Source organism: Streptomyces sp. NPDC104309 (assembly GCF_055584025.1).
Genome location: NZ_JBVJMV010000004.1, coordinates 388,751 through 411,390, shown reverse-complemented (window position 1 = coordinate 411,390; position 22,640 = coordinate 388,751). Strand labels below are relative to the sequence as shown.

The window sequence follows — 22,640 nt, the reverse complement described above, 5'->3', positions numbered from 1 at the left end:
CGCAGCCGAACCACCGTGGCCCTCCCGTCCGTTGGGAGGGCCACTCCTCTCTCCACCCTCTATGCGCGTAGAGTCATCCAGGACTCTTGCGTACGTACCGGCCGGAAGGACTCCCAGGACATGGACGCCATCTCCGTCATCCGCACCAAGCGAGACCGAGGCGAGCTGACCCCCGAGCAGATCGACTGGGTCATCGACGCGTACACCCGCGGTGAGGTCGCCGATGAGCAGATGTCCGCGCTGGCCATGGCGATCCTGCTGAACGGCATGAACCGCACCGAGATCGCCCGCTGGACCGCCGCGATGATCGCCTCCGGCGAGCGCATGGACTTCGCGTCCCTCTCCCGGCCCACCACCGACAAGCACTCCACCGGCGGCGTCGGCGACAAGATCACCCTGCCGCTCGCCCCGCTGGTCGCCGCGTGCGGCGCCGCCGTGCCGCAGCTCAGCGGACGGGGCCTGGGCCACACCGGCGGCACGCTCGACAAGCTGGAGTCCATCCCCGGCTGGCGCGCCCACCTCACCAACGAGGAGATGCTGAGCGTCCTGGACACCACCGGCGCCGTGATCTGCGCCGCCGGTGACGGGCTCGCCCCCGCCGACAAGAAGCTGTACGCGCTCCGCGATGTCACCGGCACCGTCGAGGCCATCCCGCTGATCGCCAGCTCGATCATGTCCAAGAAGATCGCCGAGGGCACCGGCGCGCTCGTCCTGGACGTCAAGGTCGGCTCGGGCGCCTTCATGAAGACCATCGACGACGCCCGCGAACTGGCCTCCACCATGGTCGCGCTGGGCACCGACAGCGGAGTGCGGACGGTCGCCCTGCTCACCGACATGGCCACCCCGCTCGGCCTGACCGCGGGCAACGCCCTGGAGGTGCGCGAGTCCGTCGAGGTGCTGGCCGGCGGCGGTCCGAAGGACGTCGTCGACCTCACCCTGGCCCTCGCCCGCGAGATGCTGGACGCGGCCGGACTCAAGGACGCCGACCCGGAGAAGGCCCTGGCCGACGGCTCCGCGATGGACGTCTGGCGCCGGATGATCTCCGCCCAGGGCGGCGACCCGGACGCCGCGCTCCCGGTCGCCCGTGAGCAGCACGTCGTGACGGCCCCGTCCACCGGAGTGCTGACCCGCCTGGACGCGTACGACATCGGCGTCGCCGCCTGGCGCCTCGGCGCGGGCCGGGCCCGCAAGGAGGACCCGGTGCAGGCGGGCGCGGGCATCGAACTGCACGCCAAGCCCGGTGACACGGTCACGGCCGGACAGCCGCTGCTGACGCTGCACACCGACACCCCCGAGAAGTTCGACTACGCGCTGAAGGCGCTGCCCTCCTCGTACGAGATCGCCCCGGAGGGCACGGAGTTCACGCCGACGCCGGTCGTGCGCGAGCGCATCGCGTGACGGCGTAGCCGCGCGCCGCGCAGAACGCGAACGGCCCGCCGGGGCGGAGGAATCCGTCCCGGCGGGCCCTTCTCTTGCGACCGGTGCACCTGCTGGATCAGCGGCTCACCGGTGCTCGCCTACTTGCCGAAGTACGCGTTGTAGATCGACACCGAGGACTTGTTGCCCTTCTTGTCCGTGACATCGGCCTTGTAGGAGATGGACTTCCCCTTGGCCGGGTTCTTCACGGAGATCTTGCCCGACTTGACCGTGGACTTCTTCCAGGTCTTGCCGGCGTCGTAACTGACGTACACCGTCAGCGACTTCAGGTTCTTGCCGGCGGCCGCGCCCTGCACCGTCACCGGTACCGAAGCGGTCCTGCCCGCCGTCACCTTGCCGTCCAGCGTCACGTTGGGCGTGAAGCGGACCGTGGAGACCGGCAGCAGGGTCGGGTAGGCGCTCTTCTTGGACCGGAAGGTCCAGCTCGCGTCGATCCGGGTGGAGACGGCCGAGACCTTGGTGCTGCGCTGGACCGAGGTCGTCAGCCGGTAGTCCGCGGCAGCCGACGGCACGGCGATGGGGGTGTAGCCCTCCAGCGGGTCCGCGTTCTGGGCGATCTTGGTGCCATTGCGGTACAGGACGGTCTTGACCGAACTGTACATGGAGGAGCCGATGTTGCCGCGACCGTCGGCAGCCAGAGCCAGCGAGCCGACGATGTCGTTGCCGTCGCGGATGATCCCGTAACCGGCGCCGAGCGCGGGGCCGAACACCGCGGTGTTGACCTTCTTCGTGTAGGTCTTCCCCGCCTTGAGGGTCTGCGGGTCACCGAGGGTGTACATCGCCTCGGTCACCGGGTAGCCGTCCTTGTCGATTCCGCCTTCCTGGCTGAAGTCGAAGCTCCACCGCACCTTGTCGGCGGTGGAGACATAGGCGGTGTTGGTACCGGGCAGCTTCTGGCTGGACCAGGCCGACCAGCCGGAGAACGAACCGGGGAGCTCGCCCCAGGCCCCGAACCCACCGGTCTTGCCCTTGACGGACGAGCCGAGAGAGGTCTGGACCTTGGCCAGCTGACTGGTGGTGAACTTCCGGTTGTATCCGGTCGCCGCCTGGGTCACCGGGCCGCCGACCGCGATGTCGTACCGGGTCGAGGCCCCCTTGGTCCAGCTGCCGAGCCAGTGCTGGGAGAGCGAGCCGTCGGTCACCTTCGGGCCGACGTGCGCGGTGCGGAACCCCTGGTACGAGTCGAGGATCCAGCCGTAGCCGTAGCTGCTGTTCTTGGTGGCGAACTGGAGGTCGGGCGCCGCCATCCGGGCCTTCGTGCCCGTGGCGGGCAGGGTGAAGTTCACCGGCTTCGTCTTGCGCGCGTCGAGCGTCACGGTGGTGTTCTTGGTGACGTTCAGGTTCGGCTGGGCGAACCAGTCGGTGCCCTTGGTGCTGTTCTCCGGGTCGACGTAGACGGCCGAGTTCATCGCGTAACCGCCCTTGGGAACGCGGGCCTTCGCCGTGCCGCCCTCGCCCGTCGGGGACACCCACGCATCGCGTGCCGAGCCGGACAAGCCGAAGAGGTCGGACTCGTAGTACTTGGCGGGCTTGCCGTCACGTCCGATGAACTTGACCGTGAGGTCGTAGGACTCGCTCTCGCGCTCGACCGCGGCCGCGGTCCGCACGGTCTGGCCGCCACCGGTCCCGACGACGTACGCGGAGTAGGAGCCGTCGGCCGTGCCGCCGAGCTTGGTGTTCACGGTCAGCGGTACGTCGGCGGTGCCGCCCGCGGGGACGGTCACCTTGTCGGCGCCGAGGGTGAAGAAGCCGGCCGGGGCGGGCTTGCCCTTCGGGCCGGTGGCCGTGACCGCGACGTCGAGGGTGACGTCCGTCGTACCGAGGTTGCGGTACGTCACGTTCTTGGTGACCGGGGCGTCATCGGTGTGCGGCCACTGGTGCACGCCGAAGCTCACCGAGACCGGGTCCGCAACGACGGTCTGGGCGATGGCCCGGTCGACGGCGATCCGGCCCGAGCCCTGCTCGAACGGGGTGTACGCGCCCGGCTTCGTCGAGGCCGTGAGCGCGCCCTTGAGCTCGGCGTACTTCCACTCGGGGTGCTGCTGCTTGAGGAGCGCCGCGGCGCCCGCGACATGCGGGGTCGCCATCGACGTACCGGAGATCGACAGGTAGCCCGGCGGGTTCTGCCCGACCTCCTGGTCGATGGCGGAGCCGGGTGCGGCCGCGGCCGTGATGTCGACGCCGGGGGCGGTGACATCAGGCTTGATCGCGCCGTCGCCGATGCGCGGGCCGCGGCTGGAGAACTCGGCCAGCTTGTCGTTGTCGTCGACCGCGCCGACGGTCAGGGCGGCGTCCGCGCTGCCCGGGGAGCCGACCGTACCGGCGCCGTCGCCCTCATTGCCCGCCGCGATGGCGAACAGGACGCCCTTGTCGGCCGACAGCTTGTTGACCGCCGCTTCGAGCGGGTCGATCTCGGGGGTGTCGCCGCCGCCGAGGCTCAGGTTGATGATGTCGGCGCCCTGCGCGACCGCCCACTCCATGCCGGCCAGGATGCCGTCGTCGTCGCCGAAGCCGTCGTCGTCGAGCACCTTGCCCTCGATGAGCTTGGCGTCCGGGGCCACACCCTTGAACTTGCCGCCCGACTTGGCGCCGGTGCCGGCCGCGATCGAGGACACGTGCGTGCCGTGCCCGACCCGGTCCTTGGTGTCGGGCGAGGAGGTGAAGTTCTTCGTCGCCAGGACCTGGCCCTTGAGGTCCGGGTGGGTGGCGTCCACCCCGGTGTCCAGGACGGCGATCTTGACGCCCTTCCCGGTGTAACCGGCCTTCCAGGCGGTCGGCGCGCCGATCTGCGGCACGCTCTTGTCGAGACTCGCCTTGCGCACGCCGTTCAGCCAGACCCGGTCGACCCCGGCGGCCGTGGTGCGCTGGGCGCCGTTCGAGGGCTTGCTGGTGAGGGCCTGCCAGATGTCCTTCGCGTCGCGGGTCGGGGTGGTCACCGACTCGGCGTTCAGGGTCTTCAGGGTCCGCTCGACCCGGGTGGCGCCCGCGTCACGGACCTCCGCCTTCGCCGTCGCGGCCCGGTCGCCCCGGTAGGCGACGATCAGCTTCAGGCCGGCCTTCTGCGCCCGGCGGTTCTCCGCGCGGTTCAGCTCGGTGACGTCGAACAGCCGGCGGTCCAGCTTGCCGGAGCTGATCAGCCGGTGTGCGTCGGCCGGGACCAGCAGGGTGTGCCCGTCACGTATCTGACGCTGCACGGGTATGTGTTCACGCCCCTTGGCGGGCCGGAAGCCCGTGATCCGGCCCTTGGCGTCCACCGAGACGCGGTCACCGGTGATCAGCGTCAGCTGGTGCCGGGCCACGGACTTGGTGCCCGTGGACCGGGCGGCATCGGGCTGTGCCACGGCCGGCGTGGTCATCCCGGCTGCGAGCGCCACGGCGGCCGCCGTGGCGATGGTCGAAACACACGCGTTTCTCACGTGTTTGCGCAACTCTCCCCCTGGAGAATCAGGCAGCCCCCTGAGGGGCCACTGGTCAGTCGGCACCGCTGAGAAGCCGGTGTCGGCCGGTTCAGTTACCTAGAGGGGGAATTGATCGAAAGGGTTCACAGAAACCGCACACATCACCGGAGTTGACGGAAGTTCATCGGTACGCGGGCGAACCGGCCGAGGGGGCGAGGGGGCGCCGAGGGGCGTGTGCGAGGCGTGGGGGAGCAGGTGACGGGCGGATTCGGGCGGTATGGGCCGGTCCGTGGCGGCGGGAAAGTGCGGAGCGGGGCAGCGATGAGTTTCGGCCGCCGGACCGGTCACCCTGATGTGGAAGCCATGAGCCCGATCGTTCTTGTCGTCACCGGCCGCGTCACACGGGACTCCGTGCCGGGACTCTGCGCCGAGCTGGAGTCGCTGCTGGACGGCCCCGACGGTCCCGACGGCACCGTCCGCGACCCGGACGCCGCGGTGGACTGCGATGTGGGCGGGGTCGTGCAGGTGGATCTGACCCTGGTCGAGGCGATAGCGCGACTGGGGCTCGTCGCCCGCCGGGCGGGCGGCAGACGGCTCCGGCTGCGCAACGCACCTCCCGAACTGCGGAGCCTGCTCGACCTGGTGGGGCTGGCGGACGTGGTGGACGTACGGTGCGCGGCCGGGGACGGCGGAGCCTGAGGGGATGCGCGGCCCGGCGCCGACGGCCGCCCGGCCCCCGCTCACCGGCCCGTGCCCACCGGCCCGCGCTCGCCGGCCCCCGCTCACCGGGCCCCGGCCTTCTGCTCGTCGGGCCAGGCAGGCGCTCACCTCACCGGCCCGACGCGCCCCGTCCGCCCCTCATTCCCGCTCCTCGACCCGTGCGCAGAACATCATCACGACGCGGCCGTTCCCGGTGCTGTCCGGGGACGTCGCCGTGGGGAGCGGCGCCGGTGTGCCGTCCGCGCAGGCCCTGTCGTACCCGTGCTCCGGCTGCGGACCCGGTCCGTCGCCGGAGGTGGGATTCGGGGTCCGGGCGGCCCCGGGCGTAGGTCCGTCGGTGGCGGCGGCGGGCTCACCGATCCACCGGGTGAGCCCCCACCCGCCGACCGCCAGTACCACCCAGCCCGCCACCAGTCCGTTGCGTACGCCGCGCCTCACGTCGCGTCGGCGTCGAGGTGATCGGGCAGACCGAACAACGGGAACCAGCGCGGTGTGTCCAGGAAGCAGTGCATCCCGGTGATGGCGCCCTCGGAGATGTCGATGACCTGCACCGCCCACGGCACGAACCCCGGTCCGTCCGGATTCGGCTTGTAGTGCGCGAACGCCGGAGTGCCGTTCGCCTGCGTCGCCACCAGCCGCGAGCCCGCGCAGCCGGCACCCATGGAGACCATGAAGCCGGTGATGTCGTCGTGCCCCTGGAGCCAGAGGTCGAACGGCGGCATGGTCATCACGGCGTCCTCATGGAGCAGCGCGGTCAGCGCCGCCATGTCGTACCCCTCGAAGGCCGCGACGTAGCGCTCAAGGAGCTTGCGCTGCTCCTCGTCGAGCGGATTCGCGCTGTCGGGGACCAGGCCCTCGCGTTCCGAGAGGGTCGCGCGCGCCCGCTGGAGGGCGCTGTTGACCGAGGCGACCGAGGTGTCGAGCAGCTCGGCGACCTCGCTCGCCTTCCAGGCCAGCACCTCGCGCAGGATCAGGACCACCCGCTGCTTGGGGGGCAGATGCTGCAACGCGGCCACGAACGCGAGCCGCACCGACTCCCGGGCCACGGCGGCCTCCGCCGGGTCGGCCACCGTGGGCAGGATCCGCCCGTCCGGCATCGGCTCCAGCCAGGTGTTCTCCGGCCGCGGGTTGAGCGCCGCCTGGGCGAGCGGCGTCGGGCCCGTCAGATCGACCGGACGGGCCCGCTTGTTGCCCGCGTTCAGCATGTCCAGGCAGACGTTGGTGGCGATGCGGTACAACCAGGACCGCAGCGAGGAACGCCCCTCGAACTTGTCGAAGTTGCGCCAGGCACGCACCAGCGTGTCCTGTACCGCGTCCTCCGCCTCGAAGGCCGAGCCGAGCATCCGGTAGCAGTAGCCGGTCAGCTCGACCCGGTGTCCCTCCAGACGGCTGTCGATGTCCGCCGCCGCTGTCAGATCACTCATCGCTCCACCCCTGTTGTGCTGTGACGCCGCCCACTTCAGCACTGTGGAAGCTACCGCAGGCCACTGACAACGGAGGCGGGAAGTGCCGAAGCGGCCCACCAACAGGTCACGTTCCGGGCTTGCGTCCGTACACGTACACGTCGTCGCCGTTCTTCAGCAGATTCCAGTAGGACTTCGCGTCGGCGTCCCGCATGTTGACGCAACCGTGCGACCCCGGCGGGTTCCACATGCTGACGCCCACCGAGTGGAACGCCTGCCCGCCGTCGAAGAACTGGGAGTACGGCATCGACACGTGGTAGATCGACGAGACGTGGTTGATGTGCCGCAGGTATATCTTCTTCGACCCGGTGCGGGTCTCGTACCCGTTCCGCCCGGTCCGTACCGGGACGGGACCGAACTTCAGCTTGCTGCCGTCCTGGATCCAGCTCAGCTGCCGGGTCAGGTCCACACACGCGATCCGCCCCTTGTTGGTGGGGCACTTCTTGTCCTTGTTCGGGGTCTTGCCGGCCGCTTTCTGGGCCGTGAGCGTCTTCATCGTGCGCCAGGTGACCGGCCCCGCGTAACCGATGTCCGGGGTGACCCCGTAAGTGCGTTGGAACGACTGGATCGCCTTGCAGTCGGCCGCCGACTGCTTGCCGTCGACCGGCCGGTGCAGGTACTTCTCGACCTGCTTCTGGTACGGCCCGGTGGACGTCGTGCAGGACGCCGCCTGCGCGGATCCGCCGGCACCCAGCACGAGGGCGGGCGCCGCCGTCAGACCGGCGACGGACAGCGCGACCGCGCGCCGTATCCGGACCCCCCGAATGATTCCTGCGACTCGCATGTACGCCAACTCCCCTTCGCGCGCCGTAAGGTGCTTCCGCCTGCTAGACGCGCGTCGGGGAGTGGATGGTTGTGCGTCGTATGTCTCAGTTCTGTACGGACGCCACCGGCAGGAGCCGGCGGCGCTCGGCGCGCGCGGCCCGCGAGCCGTACAGCGTGATCGAGACGACGCCGAGGACGGCGAGCAGTCCCAGCGACACGGTCCCGGCCCAGCCCCCGGCGTGGAAGGCGACCGCGCCGAGCGTGCCGCCCGCGCTGGAGCCCAGGTAGTACGCGGACTGGTAGAGCGCGGACGCCTGCGCCCGGCCCTTCGTCGCCGTACGGCTCACGGACGAGGAGGCGACCGCGTGTCCGGCGAAGAAACCCGCCGTGATCAGGACCAGGCCGAGGAGCACGGCGGCCAGCTGGTCGGCGAGCGAGAGCAGCAGACCGGCGGCCGTGGTGGAGACGGCGAGGTACAGCGCGCCCCGGCGGCCGAGCCGGGCGACCAGCTTGCCCGCCGCCGCGGAGGAGACCGTACCGACGAGATAGACCAGGAAGATCGAGCCGACGATCCCCTGCGGGAGGTTGAACGGCGCCTCCACCAGGCGGTAGCCGATCACCGTGTAGACCGCGCCGAACACCGTCATGAACAGTGCGCCGATCGCGTACAGCCGGCGCAGCAGGGGATCGGCGAGGTGTCCGCCCACCGTCTTCGCCAGGGCCTTCGGGTTCAGCGAGCCCGGGGTGAAGTGCCGGGCCCTGGGGATCATGAAGTGGAAGACCACCGCGCAGACCACGGCCAGCAGCCCGACCGCCCCGAGCGCCGCCCGCCAGCCCCACAGCTGGGCGATCCAGCCGGTCAGGATCCGGCCGCTCATCCCGCCGATGCTGTTCCCCGCCACGAACAGCCCGATCGCCGCGACCAGCGCCTTCGGCCGTACCTCCTCCGCCAGGTAGGCCATCGCGGAGGCGGGCAGTCCGGCCAGCGCCGCGCCCTGGACGGCGCGCAGCGCGATCAGCCAGCCCAGCGAGGGCGCGAAGGGTACGAGCAGCCCGACCAGCACGGCGACCGTCAGCGAGGCGGTCATCATCTGCCGTCGTCCGAAGCGCTCGGAGAGTGCGCTCATCGGCAGCACACACAGCGCCAGAGCGCCCGTCGCGGCGGAGACCGTCCAGCTGGCCTGTCCGGCCGTGGCGCCGAGGGAGGCGGAGACGGCGGGCAGCAGGGCCTGGGTGGAGTAGAGGAGTGCGAAGGTCGCGACACCGGCGGCGAAGAGCGCGAAGCTCATCCGGCGGTAGCCGGGGCGGCCGGGTTCGAGACGGTCCGGTTCGGCGGGGCCGGCGGTGGCGGCAGGGGCGACGGGGGACGGCTGGGGCGAGGCGGCCACGGTGAGGGTGGACGCCCCGGTACTGGCAGGAGGCATGGTTCGAAAGTAGGCCTCCCGGGTTTCATGCGTCCAATGCACGAATTCGCGATAATCAATCCCATGGTGCATGAACGCAGCTCACGGCCACGGCTGTCACCGAGCAGTTACGAAGAAGACATTCGCGCGGTCCTCGCGCCGAGGCTGGCCCACTTCGAGGCGGTGGCCCGGCACGAGCACGTCACCCGCGCCGCGCACGAGCTCGGCGTCCCGCAGTCGACGCTCTCGCGGTCGATGGTCAGGCTCGAACAGGACCTGGGAGTCGCCCTGTTCGCCCGCAAGGGCCGTACCGTCTCCCTGACCCCCGCGGGCCGCACCTTCCTGGGCTCCGCCGAGCGGGCCCTCGCCGAGGTCGAGAAGGCCGCCGAATCGGTGCGGGCCGACGCGGACCCGGCCACCGGCAAGGTCGCCTTCGGCTTTCTGCACACCATGGGCTCCGAGACCGTGCCCGCCCTGCTCCGCGCCTTCCGCGCCGACCACCCCCGGGTCCGCTTCCAGCTGGTGCAGAACTACGGCGAGGCGATGATCGAACGCCTCCGGTCCGGCGGGCTCGACCTCTGCCTCACCTCACCCGTCCCGGACGCCCCGGATCTGGTAGCCCGCCGCCTCGACGAACAGCGGCTGCGTCTCGTCGTCCCCGAGGACCACCGGCTCGCCTCGCGTCGTCGCATCCGCCTGGCGGAGGCCGCCGACGAGAAGTTCGTCACCCTCGAACCGGGTTACGGCCTGCGGCGGATCACCGACGACCTGTGCGCGGAGGCGGGGTTCACGCCACGCGTCGCCTTCGAGGGCGAGGAGGCGGAGACCCTGCGCGGTCTGGTCGCGGCGGGTCTCGGCGTGGCCCTGCTGCCACCGCCCGCGGTGGCCCGCCCCGGCGTCGTCGAGCTCACCGTGACGGCCCCGAGGGCGGCCCGCGAGATCGGTGTCGCCTGGCTGGACGGCCACCCGGACACGCCGCCGGTGGCCGCCTTCAAACGCTTCCTGCTGTCGAGGCGGGGGCATCTGCTGCCGGACTGAGGCGGGCGGGGCGGCGCGGGAGGCGGGCCCGGCGTCACCGTCCGCCCGATGACCCGCCCCCGGCCGCGCGTACGGCCCGCTCGAAGTACGCGTGTGCGCGCGAGTCCTCCGGCGTGCCGAGCACACCGAGACCGCGGTCGGCGAACGGCCGGAACAGCAGCCCGTGCCGACGCAGGGTGTCGAACGCCGGGTCGTCGGTGTCGAGGACGGTGGCCAGGGGCAGCGTGCGTGCGGCCCCCACGGTCGTCGTCACCGCCCACCAGGCGAGGTCGTCCTCCTCGACCGGGAGCGCAGTGAACCGGATCCCGCCCACCTCCGCCCAGGGCACGTGCCGACGGCTCCAGGGCCGCACGACCGTGATCCCGGCGTCGTCCAGGCGTACGGCGAACCGGCCCCGCAGCGCGTAGTGCAGCACGACCGGCAGCAGCAGGCAGGTGGGAATGAACCACCTCGTCGGATGGTCCCCCCACGGGCCGAGGACACCCACGACGGTGACGGAAATCCAGGTGAGCGCCGTTTCGGCGCACAGCCACCGCACCAGCGGCGGCCCCTCCAGCACGCGTACCCTCACCGCGGTCACGACCGCGTCACCGGTCCCGTCCCGCCCGGTGACGCCGCGCCCGCCGAGTCCCCGGCGGGCAGGAGTCGGCTGGCCCCCGTCACCAGGCGGACCGTCGGCGTCACCAGGTGGACCGTCGGCCACCTCCCAAAGGCGCCGGTACGCGCGCTGTGGACCCCGGCACTCATGAGCCCCCCTCATGCCGTCGCTGTTCATGGCTGCTCATCGTGTGATCAACATATGGGTCGTGGTGGTGAGCGGCATGAGTGCCCGTACTCAACTCCGTTCGCGGTGCCACCGGTTGCGCGGCCGACCGGGTGCGGCCGCACCGCGTGCCGCTCGGCCCCCGGTCACTCCGTTCCTCTCAGTCCCGCAGCGACCTTCCGAACCCCGCGGCCAGCGGCATCCGCAACCCCAGTGGTGGCGGTGCCGCCAGGGCGTCGGCGACCGGGCGCGCGTATGCCCGGCCGAAGAGCGAGCCGCGGACGAAGTCCGTTGCCAGGGCCACCACTTCGGCCCGGTGCTGGCGCAGGCCGTGGCCGTCCGAGTGGACCTCGAAGCGGCAGGTGTCGCGGTTGGTCTTCTTGGCCCGTTCGGCCAGCCGGAAGGAGAGTTCGGGGTCGGTGCGGGCGTCGTTCGTGCCGTGGACGAGCAGGACCTGCCGGCCCAGCAGATGCTTCACCGGCTCCGGCTCGTCCCGCGCGTTCTCGGGCAGCCAGGGAGCCATCGCCAGGACGGAGCCGACCGCCGCGTGGCCGCCCGCCCGGAGCGCGGCCCGGCCGCCCATGCCGTGGCCGGCGAGACAGACGGGGACGTCGCCGTAGCGCCGTACGACCTCGTCCACCGCCCACCGGGCGTCCGCCGCGAGCCGCGCGTCGGTCGCGTTCCAGCCCCGGCAGCTGTAGCGCACGACGTGCGCGACGAGCCCGTCCTCCTGGCCCGCGCGGGCCAGGGTCCGGGCCAGCGGCAGCTGGAGGGCGTACGAGAGAGGGGAAGGGCGGCGGTGCGAGTCGGCCTCGCCGTCCGGGAGCAGCAGAACCACGCCGCTGACCGCAGTTGGTGCTCCGGCCGTCCTGACGGCCCGTCCCAGCCTCGCAGCAGGCAGGGGGAGTGCGCGCTGTGCCATGACAGAACAGTGTCAGAAGGGCGGGTGTACTCCACCCGTATTCGCGGTCACTGTTACGTATCGGCAAGCGACAATCTACGCGCGTAGGCGCTAGAGTGCCCAAATGATGAGCCCGACCCTCCATGTGCCCGGCCAGGATCAGATCCGACGGGCCCCCAAGGTCCTTCTCCACGACCACCTCGACGGCGGCCTGCGCCCGGGAACGATCGTCGACCTCGCTCTCGCGAGCGGATACGACGGACTTCCCGAGACCGAGCCCGACAAGCTCGGCAGCTGGTTCCGTGAGGCGGCCGACTCCGGATCGCTGGAGCGCTATCTGGAGACGTTCGCCCACACCTGCGCCGTCATGCAGACCCGTGAGGCGCTGTTCCGGGTGGCCGCCGAGTGCGCCGAGGACCTGGCCGCGGACGGTGTCGTCTACGCCGAGGTGCGGTACGCCCCCGAGCAGCACCTGGAAGCCGGGCTGACCCTCGAAGAGGTTGTCGAGGCGGTCAACGAGGGCTTCCGCGAGGGCGAGCGGCGGGCCCGCCGGGACGGGCGCCGCATCCGTATGGGGGCTCTCCTCACTGCGATGCGGCACGCCGCCCGCTCCCTGGAGATCGCCGAACTCGCCAACCGCTACCGCGACCAGGGTGTCGTCGGCTTCGACATCGCGGGCGCGGAGGCGGGCTTCCCGCCCACCCGGCACCTCGACGCGTTCGAGTACCTCAAGCGCGAGAACAACCACTTCACCATCCATGCGGGCGAGGCCTTCGGTCTGCCGTCGATCTGGCAGGCCCTCCAGTGGTGCGGCGCCGACCGGCTGGGCCACGGCGTCCGCATCATCGACGACATCGAGGTCGCCGAGGACGGCGGTGTGAAGCTCGGCCGTCTCGCCTCCTACGTACGGGACAAGCGCATCCCGCTGGAGCTGTGCCCCACCTCCAACCTCCAGACCGGTGCCGCCGTCTCGTACGCCGAGCACCCCATCGGGCTGCTGCGGAAACTGCATTTCCGGGTCACCGTGAACACGGACAACCGGCTGATGAGCGGTACGACCATGAGCCATGAATTCGAGAAACTGACCGAGACTTTCGGATACACGCTCGACGACATCCAATGGTTCACCGTCAACGCGATGAAGTCAGCGTTCATCCCTTTCGATGAACGTCTCGCGATGATCAATGATGTGATCAAGCCCGGATATGCCGAGCTGAAGTCCGAGTGGCTCTTCGAGCAGACCGCCACGACCAGCGTCTCTTCCACTTCCGGGGACTGATCCACACATGCGCGGAGAACGGCCGGGAGGGCGAATTCCCGGCCGTTCCCCGGGCGGGGCATGTTTGCGGGACGGGTAGTGGGCTGACTACGTTTCAGAGCCGCTCACATCCCCCCTCCCCAAGGATGAATTTCACATGAAGCAGTCTGCCGCCAGGACTCTCGGCGTCGCCGCGCTCGGTGCCGCTTTCGCCGCTGCCGCCGCGGGCACCGCCTCCGCCGCCGTGTTGCCGGCCGGCGCCGCGGCCACCGCCGTGCCGGTCGCCGGCTCGGCGCTGGAGACCGCCACCCGGACCCTGCCGGTCCAGGACACGACCACCAAGCTCCTCGGCACCGGCCAGCAGAAGCTCGTCGGCGACGCCACCGCCCCGGTCAAGGGTCTGCTCGGCGGTCTGCCCGCGGGTGGCATGAAGACCGGCGGCCTGTCGGCCAACGGTCTCCCGCTCGGCGGCTGATCCCCGTACACACGCCTGTGGGGCGGACACCCGGTCCGGGTGTCCGCCCCACAGGCATGTCGTGCGTCACCAGGCGGTGGACGACGTCTTCTCGGCCGGGAAGAGCACCCACAGCGCCAGGTAGAGCAGGAACTGCGGCCCCGGCAGCAGGCAGGAGAGCAGGAAGATGACGCGCATGGTTCCCGCGGAGGTGCCGAAGCGCCGTGCCAGCGCCGCGCACACCCCGCCGATCATGCGTCCGTCACGGGGGCGGACAAGTGCGGCCATGGTGGGCTCCTTCGTGAACCGTTGCTGAGGGAGCAGCTCCGTCGTGCTCCCGATGCCATCCATGGTCGCCCGACCAACAGGGGCAAAGCGTCGCTCTACGGTGCGATACCGACCCTGGGAATCGTCGGGGTCGGCCCCTGAGCCGACTCGTCCCTGGGGCGAAGCATCACCTTGATCCGCCGCTGCTTCCTGCGGCGCAGCCGCGCCCGGCCCAGGGGTACGACCAGCAGGTGGGCGAGCGCCACGCCGATCGTGTTCAGCAGCAGCGAGTCGACGTCGACGACCTGTCCCGGCACTCCGGTCTGCAGCAGCTCGATGGTGAGCGAGATCAGTGCCCCGGCCGCGACGGTACGGGCCATCGAAGCCCACGGGGAGACGAACAGCCGCCCTCCGGCCATCGGCAGCAGTACGCCGAGCGGGGCCAGCAGCAGCAGCCCCGCGCCGATCTGGCGAGTGGCCTCGACCGGGCCGAGCGACAGATCCGCTCTGATGCCGGCGAGCGGGTGGAAGTTCGAGGCGGTCGTCCACGGCACGTCGAGGGGGCGCAGCGTCAGCCAGCCGACAAGCAGCAGATGCGCGAGGAGGAGAGAGACCCCGGCCGCGCGGAAGCGGATGGCAGCTCGACTGCCCGAACCTAGACGCACGCCCCCCAAGACGCGCCGGGCGGCAGGATCGGTTCCGCCGGGTCCGACGAACCCGGATTTCGGCAGGAACGACGTCGAACCCGGCCTTACGGCGTTCGAGGACGAAACGGCACCCACTGGTCCCCGACGGTCCGTGACCGGCGCCGCGCCCGGCAGGGTCCGGGCCGGGGCGAACGACGAGCGTGGGCGGGCCGGGCAGCGGCCCACCCGGCGCCCGGACAGGCGTGGGCCGATTCCCGGCCCACCCGGCGCCTCGACCGGCGCGGGCTGAGCCCGCCTACTTGTCGCCCGGACAGGCGTGGGCCGATTCCCGGCCCACCTGGCGCCTCGACCGGCGCGGGCTGACCCCGCCCACCCGGCGCGCGAGAACGGAGGACCGGCCGCCGGACGTCTCCCGCGCCCCCGGCATCCCCGCGCTCAGGCCTCCGGACGCGCCCCCAGCGTCGGCACGGCCTTCGGCCTCGCCCTCGTCTCCGCGGTGCACAGATATCCGCGTGGCGCGTAGGTGCCGGGCCCGGCCAGCACCACCGTGCCCTTCGGGGCGAGCGTCTCGCTCTCCGCGTACGTGCACACGATCTGCGCCAGCGCCTCGGCCGGCAGGTTCTCCGGCTGCTCGCTGAGCCGCAGCGTGCCCTGCCGGTCGCCGCTGCGGGCCGGGCCGATCCGCAGCCCGGCCGGGACGGCCGTGGTGAACCCGGCCTGTCGCTCGTCGGCGGGCGGCTTCTGCTCCAGTTCCTCCAGGAGCGCCTGCGCTGTCCGGATCCGGTCCGACTTCGTGTCCGGGACCTGCACCGTGCGGTCCACGGTGACCAGTTGCGAGGAGCAGACCAGATAGATCTGTACGGGGATGCCCCGGAGGGCCTGGGTGGTGACGTCCTCCGCGGACATCGAGCACGGCACCTGGGACGGCGCCGCCCCGGCGTCCACCGGCACGGAGGTGGTCCTGATCCCGCAGCCCGCGGTCAGCACGGCGGCGGTCACGGCACCGGCCAGCGCCACGGCCGACCGGACCGTCCGGCGGTTGCCGCCCGTCATGTCGCCTCGCCCTCTTCGTCGTGGCTCCCCGCGTCGCGGTCCTCGTCGGAACGGGTGAGCGGCTCGGCGTCGCGCGGCAGCCGCAGGACGAACACCGCGCCGTCGCCGTCCGGTGAGTTCGCGGCCGTGATGTCACCGCCGTGGATGTGGGCGTTCTCCATGGCGATCGACAGACCGAGGCCGCTGCCCTCGGAGCGCGGCCGGGAGGCGCTGGCCTTGTAGAACCGGTCGAAGACGTGCGGCAGGACGTCCTCGGGGATGCCGGGGCCGTGGTCGCGGACCTCGATGACGAGTTCGTCGCCCTCGGTCCGCACCGCGACCCGTACCGGCGAACCGCCGTGCTTGAGGGCGTTGCCGATCAGATTCGCCAGGATCACATCGAGCCGGCGGGGGTCGAGGCGGACCAGCATGCCGCGCTCGGCGTCCAGATCCACCGCGTCCAGCCAGGCACGGGCGTCGATGCAGGCGGTGACCTGGTCGGCGACATCGACCGTGTCGAGGACGAGCCGGGCCGTGCCCGCGTCGAATCGGGTGACCTCCATCAGGTTCTCCACCAGGTCGTTGAGGCGCCGGGTCTCGCTCACCACCAGGTGCACCGCCGGCGCGATCATCGGATCGAGGCTGTCCGCCTCGTCCTCCAGCACCTCGGCGACGGCGGTCAGCGCGGTGAGCGGAGTGCGCAGTTCGTGCGACATGTCGGCGACGAACCGCCGGCTCGCCTCGTCCCGCGCACTCATGTCCGCGACCTTTTTCTCCAGCGAACTCGCGGTCCTGTTGAACGTACGGGAGAGATCGGCGAGTTCATCGGTGCCGGACACCATGAGCCGGGTGTCGAGCTTGCCCTCGCCGAGCTTACGGGCGGCGTCACCGAGCCGCTGCACGGGCCGCAGCACGGTCGTCGCGGCGGCCTGCGCGAGCAGCGCCGAGCCGACCAGGGCGAGCCCGGTGGCGATCCCCAGCGACCAGGCGAGGGAGTTCAGATCCTGACGCTCCTGGTCCAGGGACTTCAGCATGTAGCCGGTCGGGCCGCCGCCGATGATCTTCGTCCCGCCCACCAGATACGGCGTGCCGCGGATGCTGGTCCGCTGCCAGAACAGGTGGTACGCGTACTTGTTGCCCGCCTCGATCGGCTGCTTCTTGTTGACGGCCTTCTGCAGCGCCGGCGGCACGTTGTCGAGCGTGAAGATGTCCAGGTCGGAGTTGCCGACGATCGGCTTGCCGTGGTCGCGCTCGTCGACCAGCAGCACGCTGTAGCCGGGCGAGCTGCTCGCCATCTGCACGGCGGCGTTCTGCAGATCGTCCTTGGTGGGCCGCGGCGGCAGCGAGGCCGCCCGGTTCTGCATCTCCTGACGGAAGTCCCCGAGGGCGGCGTCCTGGGTGCGGGTCAGCACGGCCTCGCGGTTCAGCCAGTACGCGATCCCCGAGGCCGACACCGCGGCGGTCAGCGCCACCAGCGCGAACACGACGACGAGACGCAGCCGCAGACTGGTCCAGCGAAGCCCGGTGAGCAGACTCCGTTTGACGGCATCGCTCACTGAGGCGAATCCAGCCGGTAGCCCACACCCCGAACGGTACGGATCAGGGTCGGCGAGGACGGCACGTCCTCCACCTTGGCGCGCAGCCGCTGCACACAGGCGTCCACGAGCCGGGAGTCACCGAGGTAGTCGTGCTCCCAGACCAGCCGCAGCAGCTGCTGCCGTGACAGGGCCTGGCCCGGCCGGCGGCTCAGCTCCAGCAGAAGCCGCAGCTCGGTCGGCGTGAGCTGCAGATCCTCGCCGTTCTTGGTCACGGTCATCGCGGAACGGTCGATCACCACGTTCCCGAAGGACGCGGAGTCGGTGGACTCGCGCTCACCGCGGCGCAGCACCGCCCGGATGCGGGCGTCGAGCACCCGGCCCTGCACGGGTTTCACCACATAGTCGTCGGCGCCGGACTCAAGTCCCACCACGACGTCGATGTCGTCGCTGCGCGCGGTCAGCAGAATGATCGGCAGCTGGTCGGTGCGCCGGATGCGCCGGCACACCTCGAAACCGTCGATACCGGGCAGCATCACATCCAGCACGATCAGATCCGGCCGCTGCTCACGCAGCAGTTTCAGGCCGTCCTCTCCTGTCGCCGCGGTGGCCACACGGTGGCCCTGGCGTGACAGCGAGAGTTCGAGGGCCGTGCGGATGGCGTCGTCGTCCTCGATCAGCAACAGGAAAGGCACGCTGGTCATTCTGACCCATGGTGGAGCCCCAGTTCGACAGTTGGCGCCGACTCATACATCCGGCACGCCGCCGACGCGCCGACGGCAGGCCCTGTGACAGGGCTGTGACAGTCGGCGGACAGCCCGATGAAACTGCCCCGGCAAGCTCATTGGCACAAGGAACGGACGGACTCCACCGATGGGGGGCGCAAGATGAACGCAACTCACAGCATCACCGCAAGCGCAGTTGTCACGCGTCTCCACGACGTCGGCCGGAGCACCGAGAAGTCCGGCGCCGTGGGGGGCGCCTCCCTGCTCGATCGGAGCCGAGAGCTCGGGGGCGGGCGGGGGTGCGAACGCGCCGCCAGGCGTCAGCACACGTCGTACATGACGGTGATCGACGCCTCCGTGGGGGCCAACGGGGGAAACGACGGGGGAAGCAACGGGGGAGCCGCGTACGGGGAGGTCACGGGGGAGCGGAAGGCCCCGGCGCAGGTCGAGGACGCCGAAACGGCGTTCACGGCCTACGTCCGGGAGCGTCGCGCCTCCCTGTACGCAACCGCCTATCACCTGACCGGTGACCGGTTCGAGGCCGAGGACCTGCTGCAGAGCGCCCTCTTCTCGACCTACCGGGCGTGGGACCGGATCAGTGACAAGGCGGCGGTCGGCGGCTATCTGCGCCGCACCATGACCAATCTGCACATCAGCGCCTGGCGCAGGCGCAAGCTCAACGAGTACCCGACCGAGGAGCTGCCGGAGACGGCGGGCGACACGGACGCGATGCGCGGCACGGAACTGCGCGCCGTGCTCTGGCAGGCGCTGGCGCGGCTGCCGGAACTCCAGCGCACGATGCTGGTCCTGCGCTACTACGAGGGCCGCACCGACCCGGAGATCGCGGCCATCCTCGACATCAGTGTCGGCACGGTGAAGTCCAGCATCTGGCGGTCGCTCCGCCGGCTGCGCGAGGACGAGGTCCTCAGCTTCGGCCGTGACGAGGAGGAGTCCTTCGGCGAGCTGGTGGCCTGAGGCGAGGGGGGACACGGGGGAGAACGGGGCCGCTGCTTCGGGGGAGGCGGCGGTGCACGGGGGTACGGGGGAGTGCTGCGGGGTCGGACGGGCTGGGGGGCCTGTCCGGCCCCGTCGTCATGGACCCGGCCCGCCGGGCCGACGGGGCGCGGGATCTGCGGCGGAGCCCCGGTCACGGGAAGGGCCGGGGCAGGGGGCGCGCCCGAGGCCGGATGCCCCGCCCGCTCCCGGAGCGCCGTCCTCCGCTCCCGCTACACCGTTCCCCGCGTTGCGGGCGCCCGTCGGCACCGCCCCGCCGCCGCTGCGGCCAGCCGCCCCAGCGCCTCCTTCTTGCCGCACGGATACGCGCCCAGCGCCGTCTGCCGCGCCACGATCCGCCGCTCCGCACGCATCAGCCGCCACCCCCGCCGCAGCAGGAACAGCACCGACTTGCGACCCTCGCGCAGATCCCGCAACAGCCGTCGGCGGAATGTCGTCGTGGGGCGGCCGCGCAGGCACAGCGCGTCCGCGAGCACGCCCAGCTCCTGGCACCGTTCGACTATGTCCGCCGCGAAGATCCCCTCGGCCACGAACAGCGGGGTGCGCTGGATGTGGAGGGCCTCCCGGTCGACGCGGGAGCTCGTGGCGATGTCGTACACCGGCACCTCGGTGCGTCCCGTGCGGCACAGCTCCGTGATGGCGGCCACCGCCGCATCGGCGTCCCAGGACTGTGCGGAGTCCCAGTCGATGTCCGTGCTGCCGGGAACGAGCGGCAACGTGGGGTCGTCGCCCTCCTTGTAGAAGTCGTCCAGACGCAGCACCGGCAGGTCGGTGCGGGCGGCCAGGGAGGACTTGCCGGAGCCGGAAGGGCCCGCGAGCAGCACGACGCGGGTCGGGGTCGGTTGGGAATTCACAGGACACGAGTGTGAGGCATTGACCCGCGCAGGGGATCCCCCGGAGGTCGTGTTGGTATCGAGCATCACACCTCAACTACTCTACGTACCCAGATGGTTACTCGATCGTCTCGATCGGATGGGAACTCCATGGCACGTCACGCACTTTCCAAGTCCCGGCGCCGCACCCTGCTGCGGGCAGGTCTTACCGTCACCGCGGTGGGTGCCGCACTCGGCGCGGGGGGTGCGGCGGCCCAGGCGGCGCCGCTGCCCCTCGCTCCGTCAGCGGGCACCGACAGCAGCCTCGGTGAGGTGACCGGGGGCGCGGTGACCGGGGCGCTCGGGCAGTCGCTCAGGAGCGGCACCGCACCGGTCACGCACCTCCGGCTCGACCCGCTGGCCGGTACGGGCACGGACCCGCTGGACAACGCGGTGGGGACGCAGATCGCCGACTTCAAGCCGCTCTCCACGGCCGCTGTCACCGCCCCGTTGACCGGCGGTGGCGCACTGAAGGACCTCCCGGTGGCCGGGCAGGTGGCAGGAACGCTGCACGGCTGAGAAGCGCGTGTACGCGGTCGCGGCCCGCTCCTCCGGGGATTTCGGAGGAGCGGGCCGCGGTCGCACGGGTCAGTACGAGGACCCCGAGACGCCCAGCGCACCCGTCGGGTGCCAGACCGTCTTCGTCTCCAGGAAGGCCGTCAGGCGGTGGGTGCCGGGATCGGCCGACCAGTCGGAGGCGTTGTCCTCATGCATGGCCGGCGCGCGGAGCACCCGCTTCAGGTTGTCCGCCGCCGCGATCTCCAGCTCCTTCGCCAGGGCGGCGTCCGCGCCCGTGAGGTCGATGGCGTTCACGTCCTGGTGGGACGCGAGCGGGGTCGCGATCTCCGCCGTCTTCCCGGACAGGATGTTCACCACGCCGCCCGGCAGGTCGGAGGTGGCCAGTACCTCGCCCAGGGACAGGGCCGGGAGGGGGGAGTCCGCCGAAGCGATGACGACCGCCGTGTTGCCGGTCGCGATCACCGGGGCGATCACCGAGACCAGCCCCAGGAACGACGACTTCTGGGGCGCCAGCACCGCGACCACACCGGTCGGCTCGGGCGTGGACAGGTTGAAGAACGGGCCCGCGACCGGGTTGGCCCCGCCCACGACCTGGCCGATCTTGTCGGTCCACCCCGCGTACCAGACCCAGCGGTCGATCGCCGCGTCCACGACGGCCGCCGCCTTGGCCTTCGACAGGCCCTCCGCGTCCGCCACTTCGCGTACGAACTGCTCCTTGCGGCCCTCCAGCATCTCCGCGACGCGGTAGAGGATCTGGCCGCGGTTGTACGCCGTCGCGCCCGACCAGCCGCCGAACGCCTTGCGGGCGGCCACGACCGCGTCCCGCGCGTCCTTGCGGGAGGCCTGGGGGGCGTTCGCCAGCCACTTGCCCCTGCCCGCCGCGCCAGCGGCTGAATTCTTCGCCGTCACCTCGTACACCCGGCCGCTCTCGGAGCGGGGGAACTTGCCCCCGACGTACAGCTTGTAGGTCTTGAAGACGCTCAGACGGTTATCGGACATCGAGGTACGCCTCCAGGCCGTGACGGCCGCCTTCGCGGCCGAAGCCCGACTCCTTGTAGCCGCCGAAGGGCGAGGTCGGGTCGAACTTGTTGAACGTGTTGGCCCAGACGACACCCGCCCGGAGCTTGTTCGCCACCGCGAGGATGCGGGAGCCCTTCTCCGTCCAGATGCCGGCCGAGAGGCCGTACTGGCTGTTGTTGGCCTTGGCGACGGCCTCGTCGGGCGTGCGGAACGACAGCACGGACAGCACCGGGCCGAAGATCTCGTCGCGGGCGATGGTGTGCGCCTGGGTGACGTTCGTGAACAGCGTCGGGGCGAACCAGTAGCCGGAGGAGGGGAGTTCGCAGGGGGCGGACCAGCGTTCGGCGCCCTCCGCCTCGCCCGTCTCGACGAGCGCGGTGATCCGGGCGAGCTGCTCCGCGGAGTTGATCGCGCCGATGTCGGTGTTCTTGTCCAGCGGGTCGCCGAGCCGGAGCGTGGACAGCCGGCGCTTCAGGGCGTCCAGCAGCTCGTCCTGGACCGACTCCTGCACGAGCAGCCGCGAGCCCGCGCAGCAGACCTGGCCCTGGTTGAAGAAGATGCCGGTGACGATGCCCTCGACGGCCTGGTCGATCGGGGCGTCGTCGAAGACGATGTTGGCGCCCTTGCCGCCCAGTTCGAGGGTGACCTTCTTGTCCGTGCCGGCGACCTGGCGGGCGATGGCCTTGCCGACCGCGGTCGACCCGGTGAAGGCGACCTTGTCGACGTCCTCGTGCGCGACGAGCGCGGCGCCCGCGTCCCCGTACCCGGTGAGGATGTTCACGACACCCTTGGGCAGGCCGGCCTGGCGGCAGATGTCCGCGAAGAACAGCGCGGAGAGCGGGGTCGTCTCGGCGGGCTTGAGGACCACCGTGTTGCCGGTGGCCAGCGCCGGTGCGATCTTCCAGGCGAGCATCAGGAGCGGGAAGTTCCAGGGGATGACCTGGCCCGCGACACCGAGGGGGCGGGGGTTCGCGCCGAAACCGGCGTGGTCCAGCTTGTCGGCCCAGCCCGCGTAGTAGAAGAAGTGCGCCGCGACCAGGGGGAGGTCCGCGTCGCGGGTCTCCTTGATCGGCTTGCCGTTGTCGAGGGTTTCGAGAACGGCGAGCTCTCGGCTGCGCTCCTGGATGATCCGGGCGATCCGGAACAGGTACTTGGCGCGCTCGGAACCGGGCAGCGCCGACCACTTCTCGAACGCCCTGCGGGCGGCCTTCACGGCCCGGTCGACGTCCGCGGCGCCGGCCTGCGCGACCTCGGAGAGCACCTCCTCGCTGCTCGGCGAGACCGTCTTGAAGACCTTCCCGTCGGCCGCGTCGGTGAACTCACCGTCGATGAACAGGCCGTACGAGGGCGCGATGTCGACGACCGAGCGCGACTCGGGAGCGGGTGCGTACTCGAATGCAGATGCCATG

General features: G+C 71.1%; 22 protein-coding genes. 7 read left to right on the top strand and 15 right to left on the bottom strand.

Going from position 1 to position 22,640, the window contains the following annotated elements:
• The first annotated feature begins 120 nt into the window (after positions 1-120).
• Positions 121-1,398, top strand: coding sequence for a thymidine phosphorylase (locus tag ACZ68L_RS08205; protein WP_469575150.1), 1,278 nt, complete (start codon positions 121-123; stop codon positions 1,396-1,398).
• Between the two features lie 119 nt (positions 1,399-1,517).
• Here the strand turns inward: ACZ68L_RS08205 and ACZ68L_RS08200 are convergent, their stop codons facing one another.
• Complete coding sequence (locus ACZ68L_RS08200; protein WP_469575148.1) at positions 1,518-4,865, bottom strand: S8 family serine peptidase; 3,348 nt, start codon at positions 4,863-4,865, stop codon at positions 1,518-1,520.
• Between the two features lie 291 nt (positions 4,866-5,156).
• Between ACZ68L_RS08200 and ACZ68L_RS08195 the strand changes: the two genes are divergently transcribed.
• The gene (locus tag ACZ68L_RS08195; protein WP_469575146.1) at positions 5,157-5,534 is read left to right on the top strand and encodes an STAS domain-containing protein; all 378 of its coding nucleotides are present in this window, start codon (positions 5,157-5,159) and stop codon (positions 5,532-5,534) included.
• A 159-nt stretch (positions 5,535-5,693) separates the two neighbouring features.
• On the opposite strand, the gene ACZ68L_RS08190 is transcribed toward ACZ68L_RS08195, so the two are convergent.
• The 4 genes from ACZ68L_RS08190 to ACZ68L_RS08175 all read right to left on the bottom strand — a co-directional run bounded on the left by ACZ68L_RS08190 (position 5,694) and on the right by ACZ68L_RS08175 (position 9,207).
• Positions 5,694-5,993, bottom strand: coding sequence for a hypothetical protein (locus ACZ68L_RS08190; protein ID WP_469575143.1), 300 nt, complete (start codon positions 5,991-5,993; stop codon positions 5,694-5,696).
• Entirely contained in the window at positions 5,990-6,979 is a 990-nt protein-coding gene (locus tag ACZ68L_RS08185; protein ID WP_469575141.1) for a sigma-70 family RNA polymerase sigma factor, read from the bottom strand. The genes ACZ68L_RS08190 and ACZ68L_RS08185 overlap by 4 nt, the downstream gene beginning before the upstream one ends.
• A gap of 106 nt (positions 6,980-7,085) precedes the next feature.
• The gene (locus tag ACZ68L_RS08180; RefSeq protein ID WP_469575139.1) at positions 7,086-7,802 is read right to left on the bottom strand and encodes a L,D-transpeptidase family protein; all 717 of its coding nucleotides are present in this window, start codon (positions 7,800-7,802) and stop codon (positions 7,086-7,088) included.
• An 85-nt stretch (positions 7,803-7,887) separates the two neighbouring features.
• Entirely contained in the window at positions 7,888-9,207 is a 1,320-nt protein-coding gene (locus ACZ68L_RS08175; protein WP_469575137.1) for an MFS transporter, read from the bottom strand.
• A gap of 63 nt (positions 9,208-9,270) precedes the next feature.
• Here ACZ68L_RS08175 and ACZ68L_RS08170 point away from each other — a divergent pair, with 63 nt between their 5' ends.
• A complete protein-coding gene (locus ACZ68L_RS08170) occupies positions 9,271-10,224 on the top strand; it encodes a LysR family transcriptional regulator (protein ID WP_469575135.1) in 954 nt (317 codons plus the stop codon).
• A 34-nt stretch (positions 10,225-10,258) separates the two neighbouring features.
• Here ACZ68L_RS08170 and ACZ68L_RS08165 read toward each other — a convergent pair whose 3' ends face one another.
• Together ACZ68L_RS08165 and ACZ68L_RS08160 are read right to left on the bottom strand one after the other, a co-directional pair.
• A complete protein-coding gene (locus ACZ68L_RS08165; protein WP_469575133.1) occupies positions 10,259-10,804 on the bottom strand; it encodes a hypothetical protein in 546 nt (181 codons plus the stop codon).
• 343 nt (positions 10,805-11,147) lie between these two features.
• Positions 11,148-11,909 carry an alpha/beta hydrolase family protein gene (locus tag ACZ68L_RS08160; RefSeq protein WP_469575130.1) on the bottom strand — a complete coding sequence of 254 codons (762 nt, stop codon included), beginning with the start codon at positions 11,907-11,909 and terminating at the stop codon, positions 11,148-11,150.
• 103 nt (positions 11,910-12,012) lie between these two features.
• Here ACZ68L_RS08160 and ACZ68L_RS08155 point away from each other — a divergent pair, with 103 nt between their 5' ends.
• Both ACZ68L_RS08155 and ACZ68L_RS08150 read left to right on the top strand, forming a co-directional pair.
• Positions 12,013-13,167 (top strand): adenosine deaminase, encoded by a 1,155-nt coding sequence (locus ACZ68L_RS08155; RefSeq protein WP_469575128.1) that lies wholly within the window; start codon positions 12,013-12,015, stop codon positions 13,165-13,167.
• A 136-nt stretch (positions 13,168-13,303) separates the two neighbouring features.
• Positions 13,304-13,621 carry a hypothetical protein gene (locus ACZ68L_RS08150; protein WP_469575126.1) on the top strand — a complete coding sequence of 106 codons (318 nt, stop codon included), beginning with the start codon at positions 13,304-13,306 and terminating at the stop codon, positions 13,619-13,621.
• 66 nt (positions 13,622-13,687) lie between these two features.
• Here ACZ68L_RS08150 and ACZ68L_RS08145 read toward each other — a convergent pair whose 3' ends face one another.
• The 5 genes from ACZ68L_RS08145 to afsQ1 all read right to left on the bottom strand — a co-directional run bounded on the left by ACZ68L_RS08145 (position 13,688) and on the right by afsQ1 (position 17,776).
• Positions 13,688-13,888, bottom strand: a complete 201-nt coding sequence (locus ACZ68L_RS08145) for a PspC domain-containing protein (RefSeq protein WP_361443031.1) — start codon at positions 13,886-13,888, stop codon at positions 13,688-13,690.
• Positions 13,889-13,983: 95 nt separating this feature from the next.
• Positions 13,984-14,532, bottom strand: a complete 549-nt coding sequence (locus tag ACZ68L_RS08140; RefSeq protein WP_469575123.1) for a VanZ family protein — start codon at positions 14,530-14,532, stop codon at positions 13,984-13,986.
• A 417-nt stretch (positions 14,533-14,949) separates the two neighbouring features.
• A complete protein-coding gene (locus ACZ68L_RS08135) occupies positions 14,950-15,567 on the bottom strand; it encodes a GerMN domain-containing protein (protein ID WP_469575121.1) in 618 nt (205 codons plus the stop codon).
• A complete protein-coding gene (locus ACZ68L_RS08130) occupies positions 15,564-17,102 on the bottom strand; it encodes an ATP-binding protein (RefSeq protein ID WP_469575118.1) in 1,539 nt (512 codons plus the stop codon). Before ACZ68L_RS08130 ends, ACZ68L_RS08135 begins: the two co-directional genes overlap by 4 nt.
• A complete protein-coding gene (gene afsQ1, locus ACZ68L_RS08125; protein WP_176729344.1) occupies positions 17,099-17,776 on the bottom strand; it encodes a two-component system response regulator AfsQ1 in 678 nt (225 codons plus the stop codon). The genes ACZ68L_RS08130 and afsQ1 overlap by 4 nt, the downstream gene beginning before the upstream one ends.
• Positions 17,777-17,968: 192 nt before the next feature.
• On the opposite strand from afsQ1, the gene ACZ68L_RS08120 reads away from it, so the two are divergent.
• Positions 17,969-18,781 (top strand): SigE family RNA polymerase sigma factor, encoded by an 813-nt coding sequence (locus ACZ68L_RS08120; RefSeq protein WP_469575116.1) that lies wholly within the window; start codon positions 17,969-17,971, stop codon positions 18,779-18,781.
• Between the two features lie 251 nt (positions 18,782-19,032).
• On the opposite strand, the gene ACZ68L_RS08115 is transcribed toward ACZ68L_RS08120, so the two are convergent.
• Positions 19,033-19,740, bottom strand: a complete 708-nt coding sequence (locus ACZ68L_RS08115) for a uridine kinase family protein (protein WP_469575113.1) — start codon at positions 19,738-19,740, stop codon at positions 19,033-19,035.
• A 63-nt stretch (positions 19,741-19,803) separates the two neighbouring features.
• Between ACZ68L_RS08115 and ACZ68L_RS08110 the strand changes: the two genes are divergently transcribed.
• On the top strand, positions 19,804-20,211 hold the full coding sequence (locus tag ACZ68L_RS08110; protein ID WP_469575110.1) for a hypothetical protein: 408 nt from the start codon (positions 19,804-19,806) through the stop codon (positions 20,209-20,211).
• Between the two features lie 69 nt (positions 20,212-20,280).
• Here ACZ68L_RS08110 and ACZ68L_RS08105 read toward each other — a convergent pair whose 3' ends face one another.
• On the bottom strand, positions 20,281-21,210 hold the full coding sequence (locus ACZ68L_RS08105; RefSeq protein WP_469575108.1) for an aldehyde dehydrogenase family protein: 930 nt from the start codon (positions 21,208-21,210) through the stop codon (positions 20,281-20,283).
• Positions 21,200-22,639 (bottom strand): aldehyde dehydrogenase family protein, encoded by a 1,440-nt coding sequence (locus tag ACZ68L_RS08100; protein ID WP_469575105.1) that lies wholly within the window; start codon positions 22,637-22,639, stop codon positions 21,200-21,202. Before ACZ68L_RS08100 ends, ACZ68L_RS08105 begins: the two co-directional genes overlap by 11 nt.
• Between the last annotated feature and the right edge of the window lies 1 nt (position 22,640).

Coding starts and splice junctions, on each gene's coding strand:
- ACZ68L_RS08205 (WP_469575150.1), top strand. CDS start 121: ATGGACGCCATCTCCGTCATCCGCACCAAGCGAGACCGAGGCGAGCTG.
- ACZ68L_RS08195 (WP_469575146.1), top strand. CDS start 5,157: ATGAGTTTCGGCCGCCGGACCGGTCACCCTGATGTGGAAGCCATGAGC.
- ACZ68L_RS08185 (WP_469575141.1), bottom strand. CDS start 6,979: ATGAGTGATCTGACAGCGGCGGCGGACATCGACAGCCGTCTGGAGGGA.
- ACZ68L_RS08180 (WP_469575139.1), bottom strand. CDS start 7,802: ATGCGAGTCGCAGGAATCATTCGGGGGGTCCGGATACGGCGCGCGGTC.
- ACZ68L_RS08175 (WP_469575137.1), bottom strand. CDS start 9,207: ATGCCTCCTGCCAGTACCGGGGCGTCCACCCTCACCGTGGCCGCCTCG.
- ACZ68L_RS08170 (WP_469575135.1), top strand. CDS start 9,271: ATGGTGCATGAACGCAGCTCACGGCCACGGCTGTCACCGAGCAGTTAC.
- ACZ68L_RS08160 (WP_469575130.1), bottom strand. CDS start 11,909: ATGGCACAGCGCGCACTCCCCCTGCCTGCTGCGAGGCTGGGACGGGCC.
- ACZ68L_RS08155 (WP_469575128.1), top strand. CDS start 12,013: ATGATGAGCCCGACCCTCCATGTGCCCGGCCAGGATCAGATCCGACGG.
- ACZ68L_RS08150 (WP_469575126.1), top strand. CDS start 13,304: ATGAAGCAGTCTGCCGCCAGGACTCTCGGCGTCGCCGCGCTCGGTGCC.
- ACZ68L_RS08145 (WP_361443031.1), bottom strand. CDS start 13,888: ATGGCCGCACTTGTCCGCCCCCGTGACGGACGCATGATCGGCGGGGTG.
- ACZ68L_RS08135 (WP_469575121.1), bottom strand. CDS start 15,567: ATGACGGGCGGCAACCGCCGGACGGTCCGGTCGGCCGTGGCGCTGGCC.
- ACZ68L_RS08120 (WP_469575116.1), top strand. CDS start 17,969: ATGAACGCAACTCACAGCATCACCGCAAGCGCAGTTGTCACGCGTCTC.
- ACZ68L_RS08115 (WP_469575113.1), bottom strand. CDS start 19,740: ATGCTCGATACCAACACGACCTCCGGGGGATCCCCTGCGCGGGTCAAT.
- ACZ68L_RS08110 (WP_469575110.1), top strand. CDS start 19,804: ATGGCACGTCACGCACTTTCCAAGTCCCGGCGCCGCACCCTGCTGCGG.
- ACZ68L_RS08105 (WP_469575108.1), bottom strand. CDS start 21,210: ATGTCCGATAACCGTCTGAGCGTCTTCAAGACCTACAAGCTGTACGTC.
- ACZ68L_RS08100 (WP_469575105.1), bottom strand. CDS start 22,639: ATGGCATCTGCATTCGAGTACGCACCCGCTCCCGAGTCGCGCTCGGTC.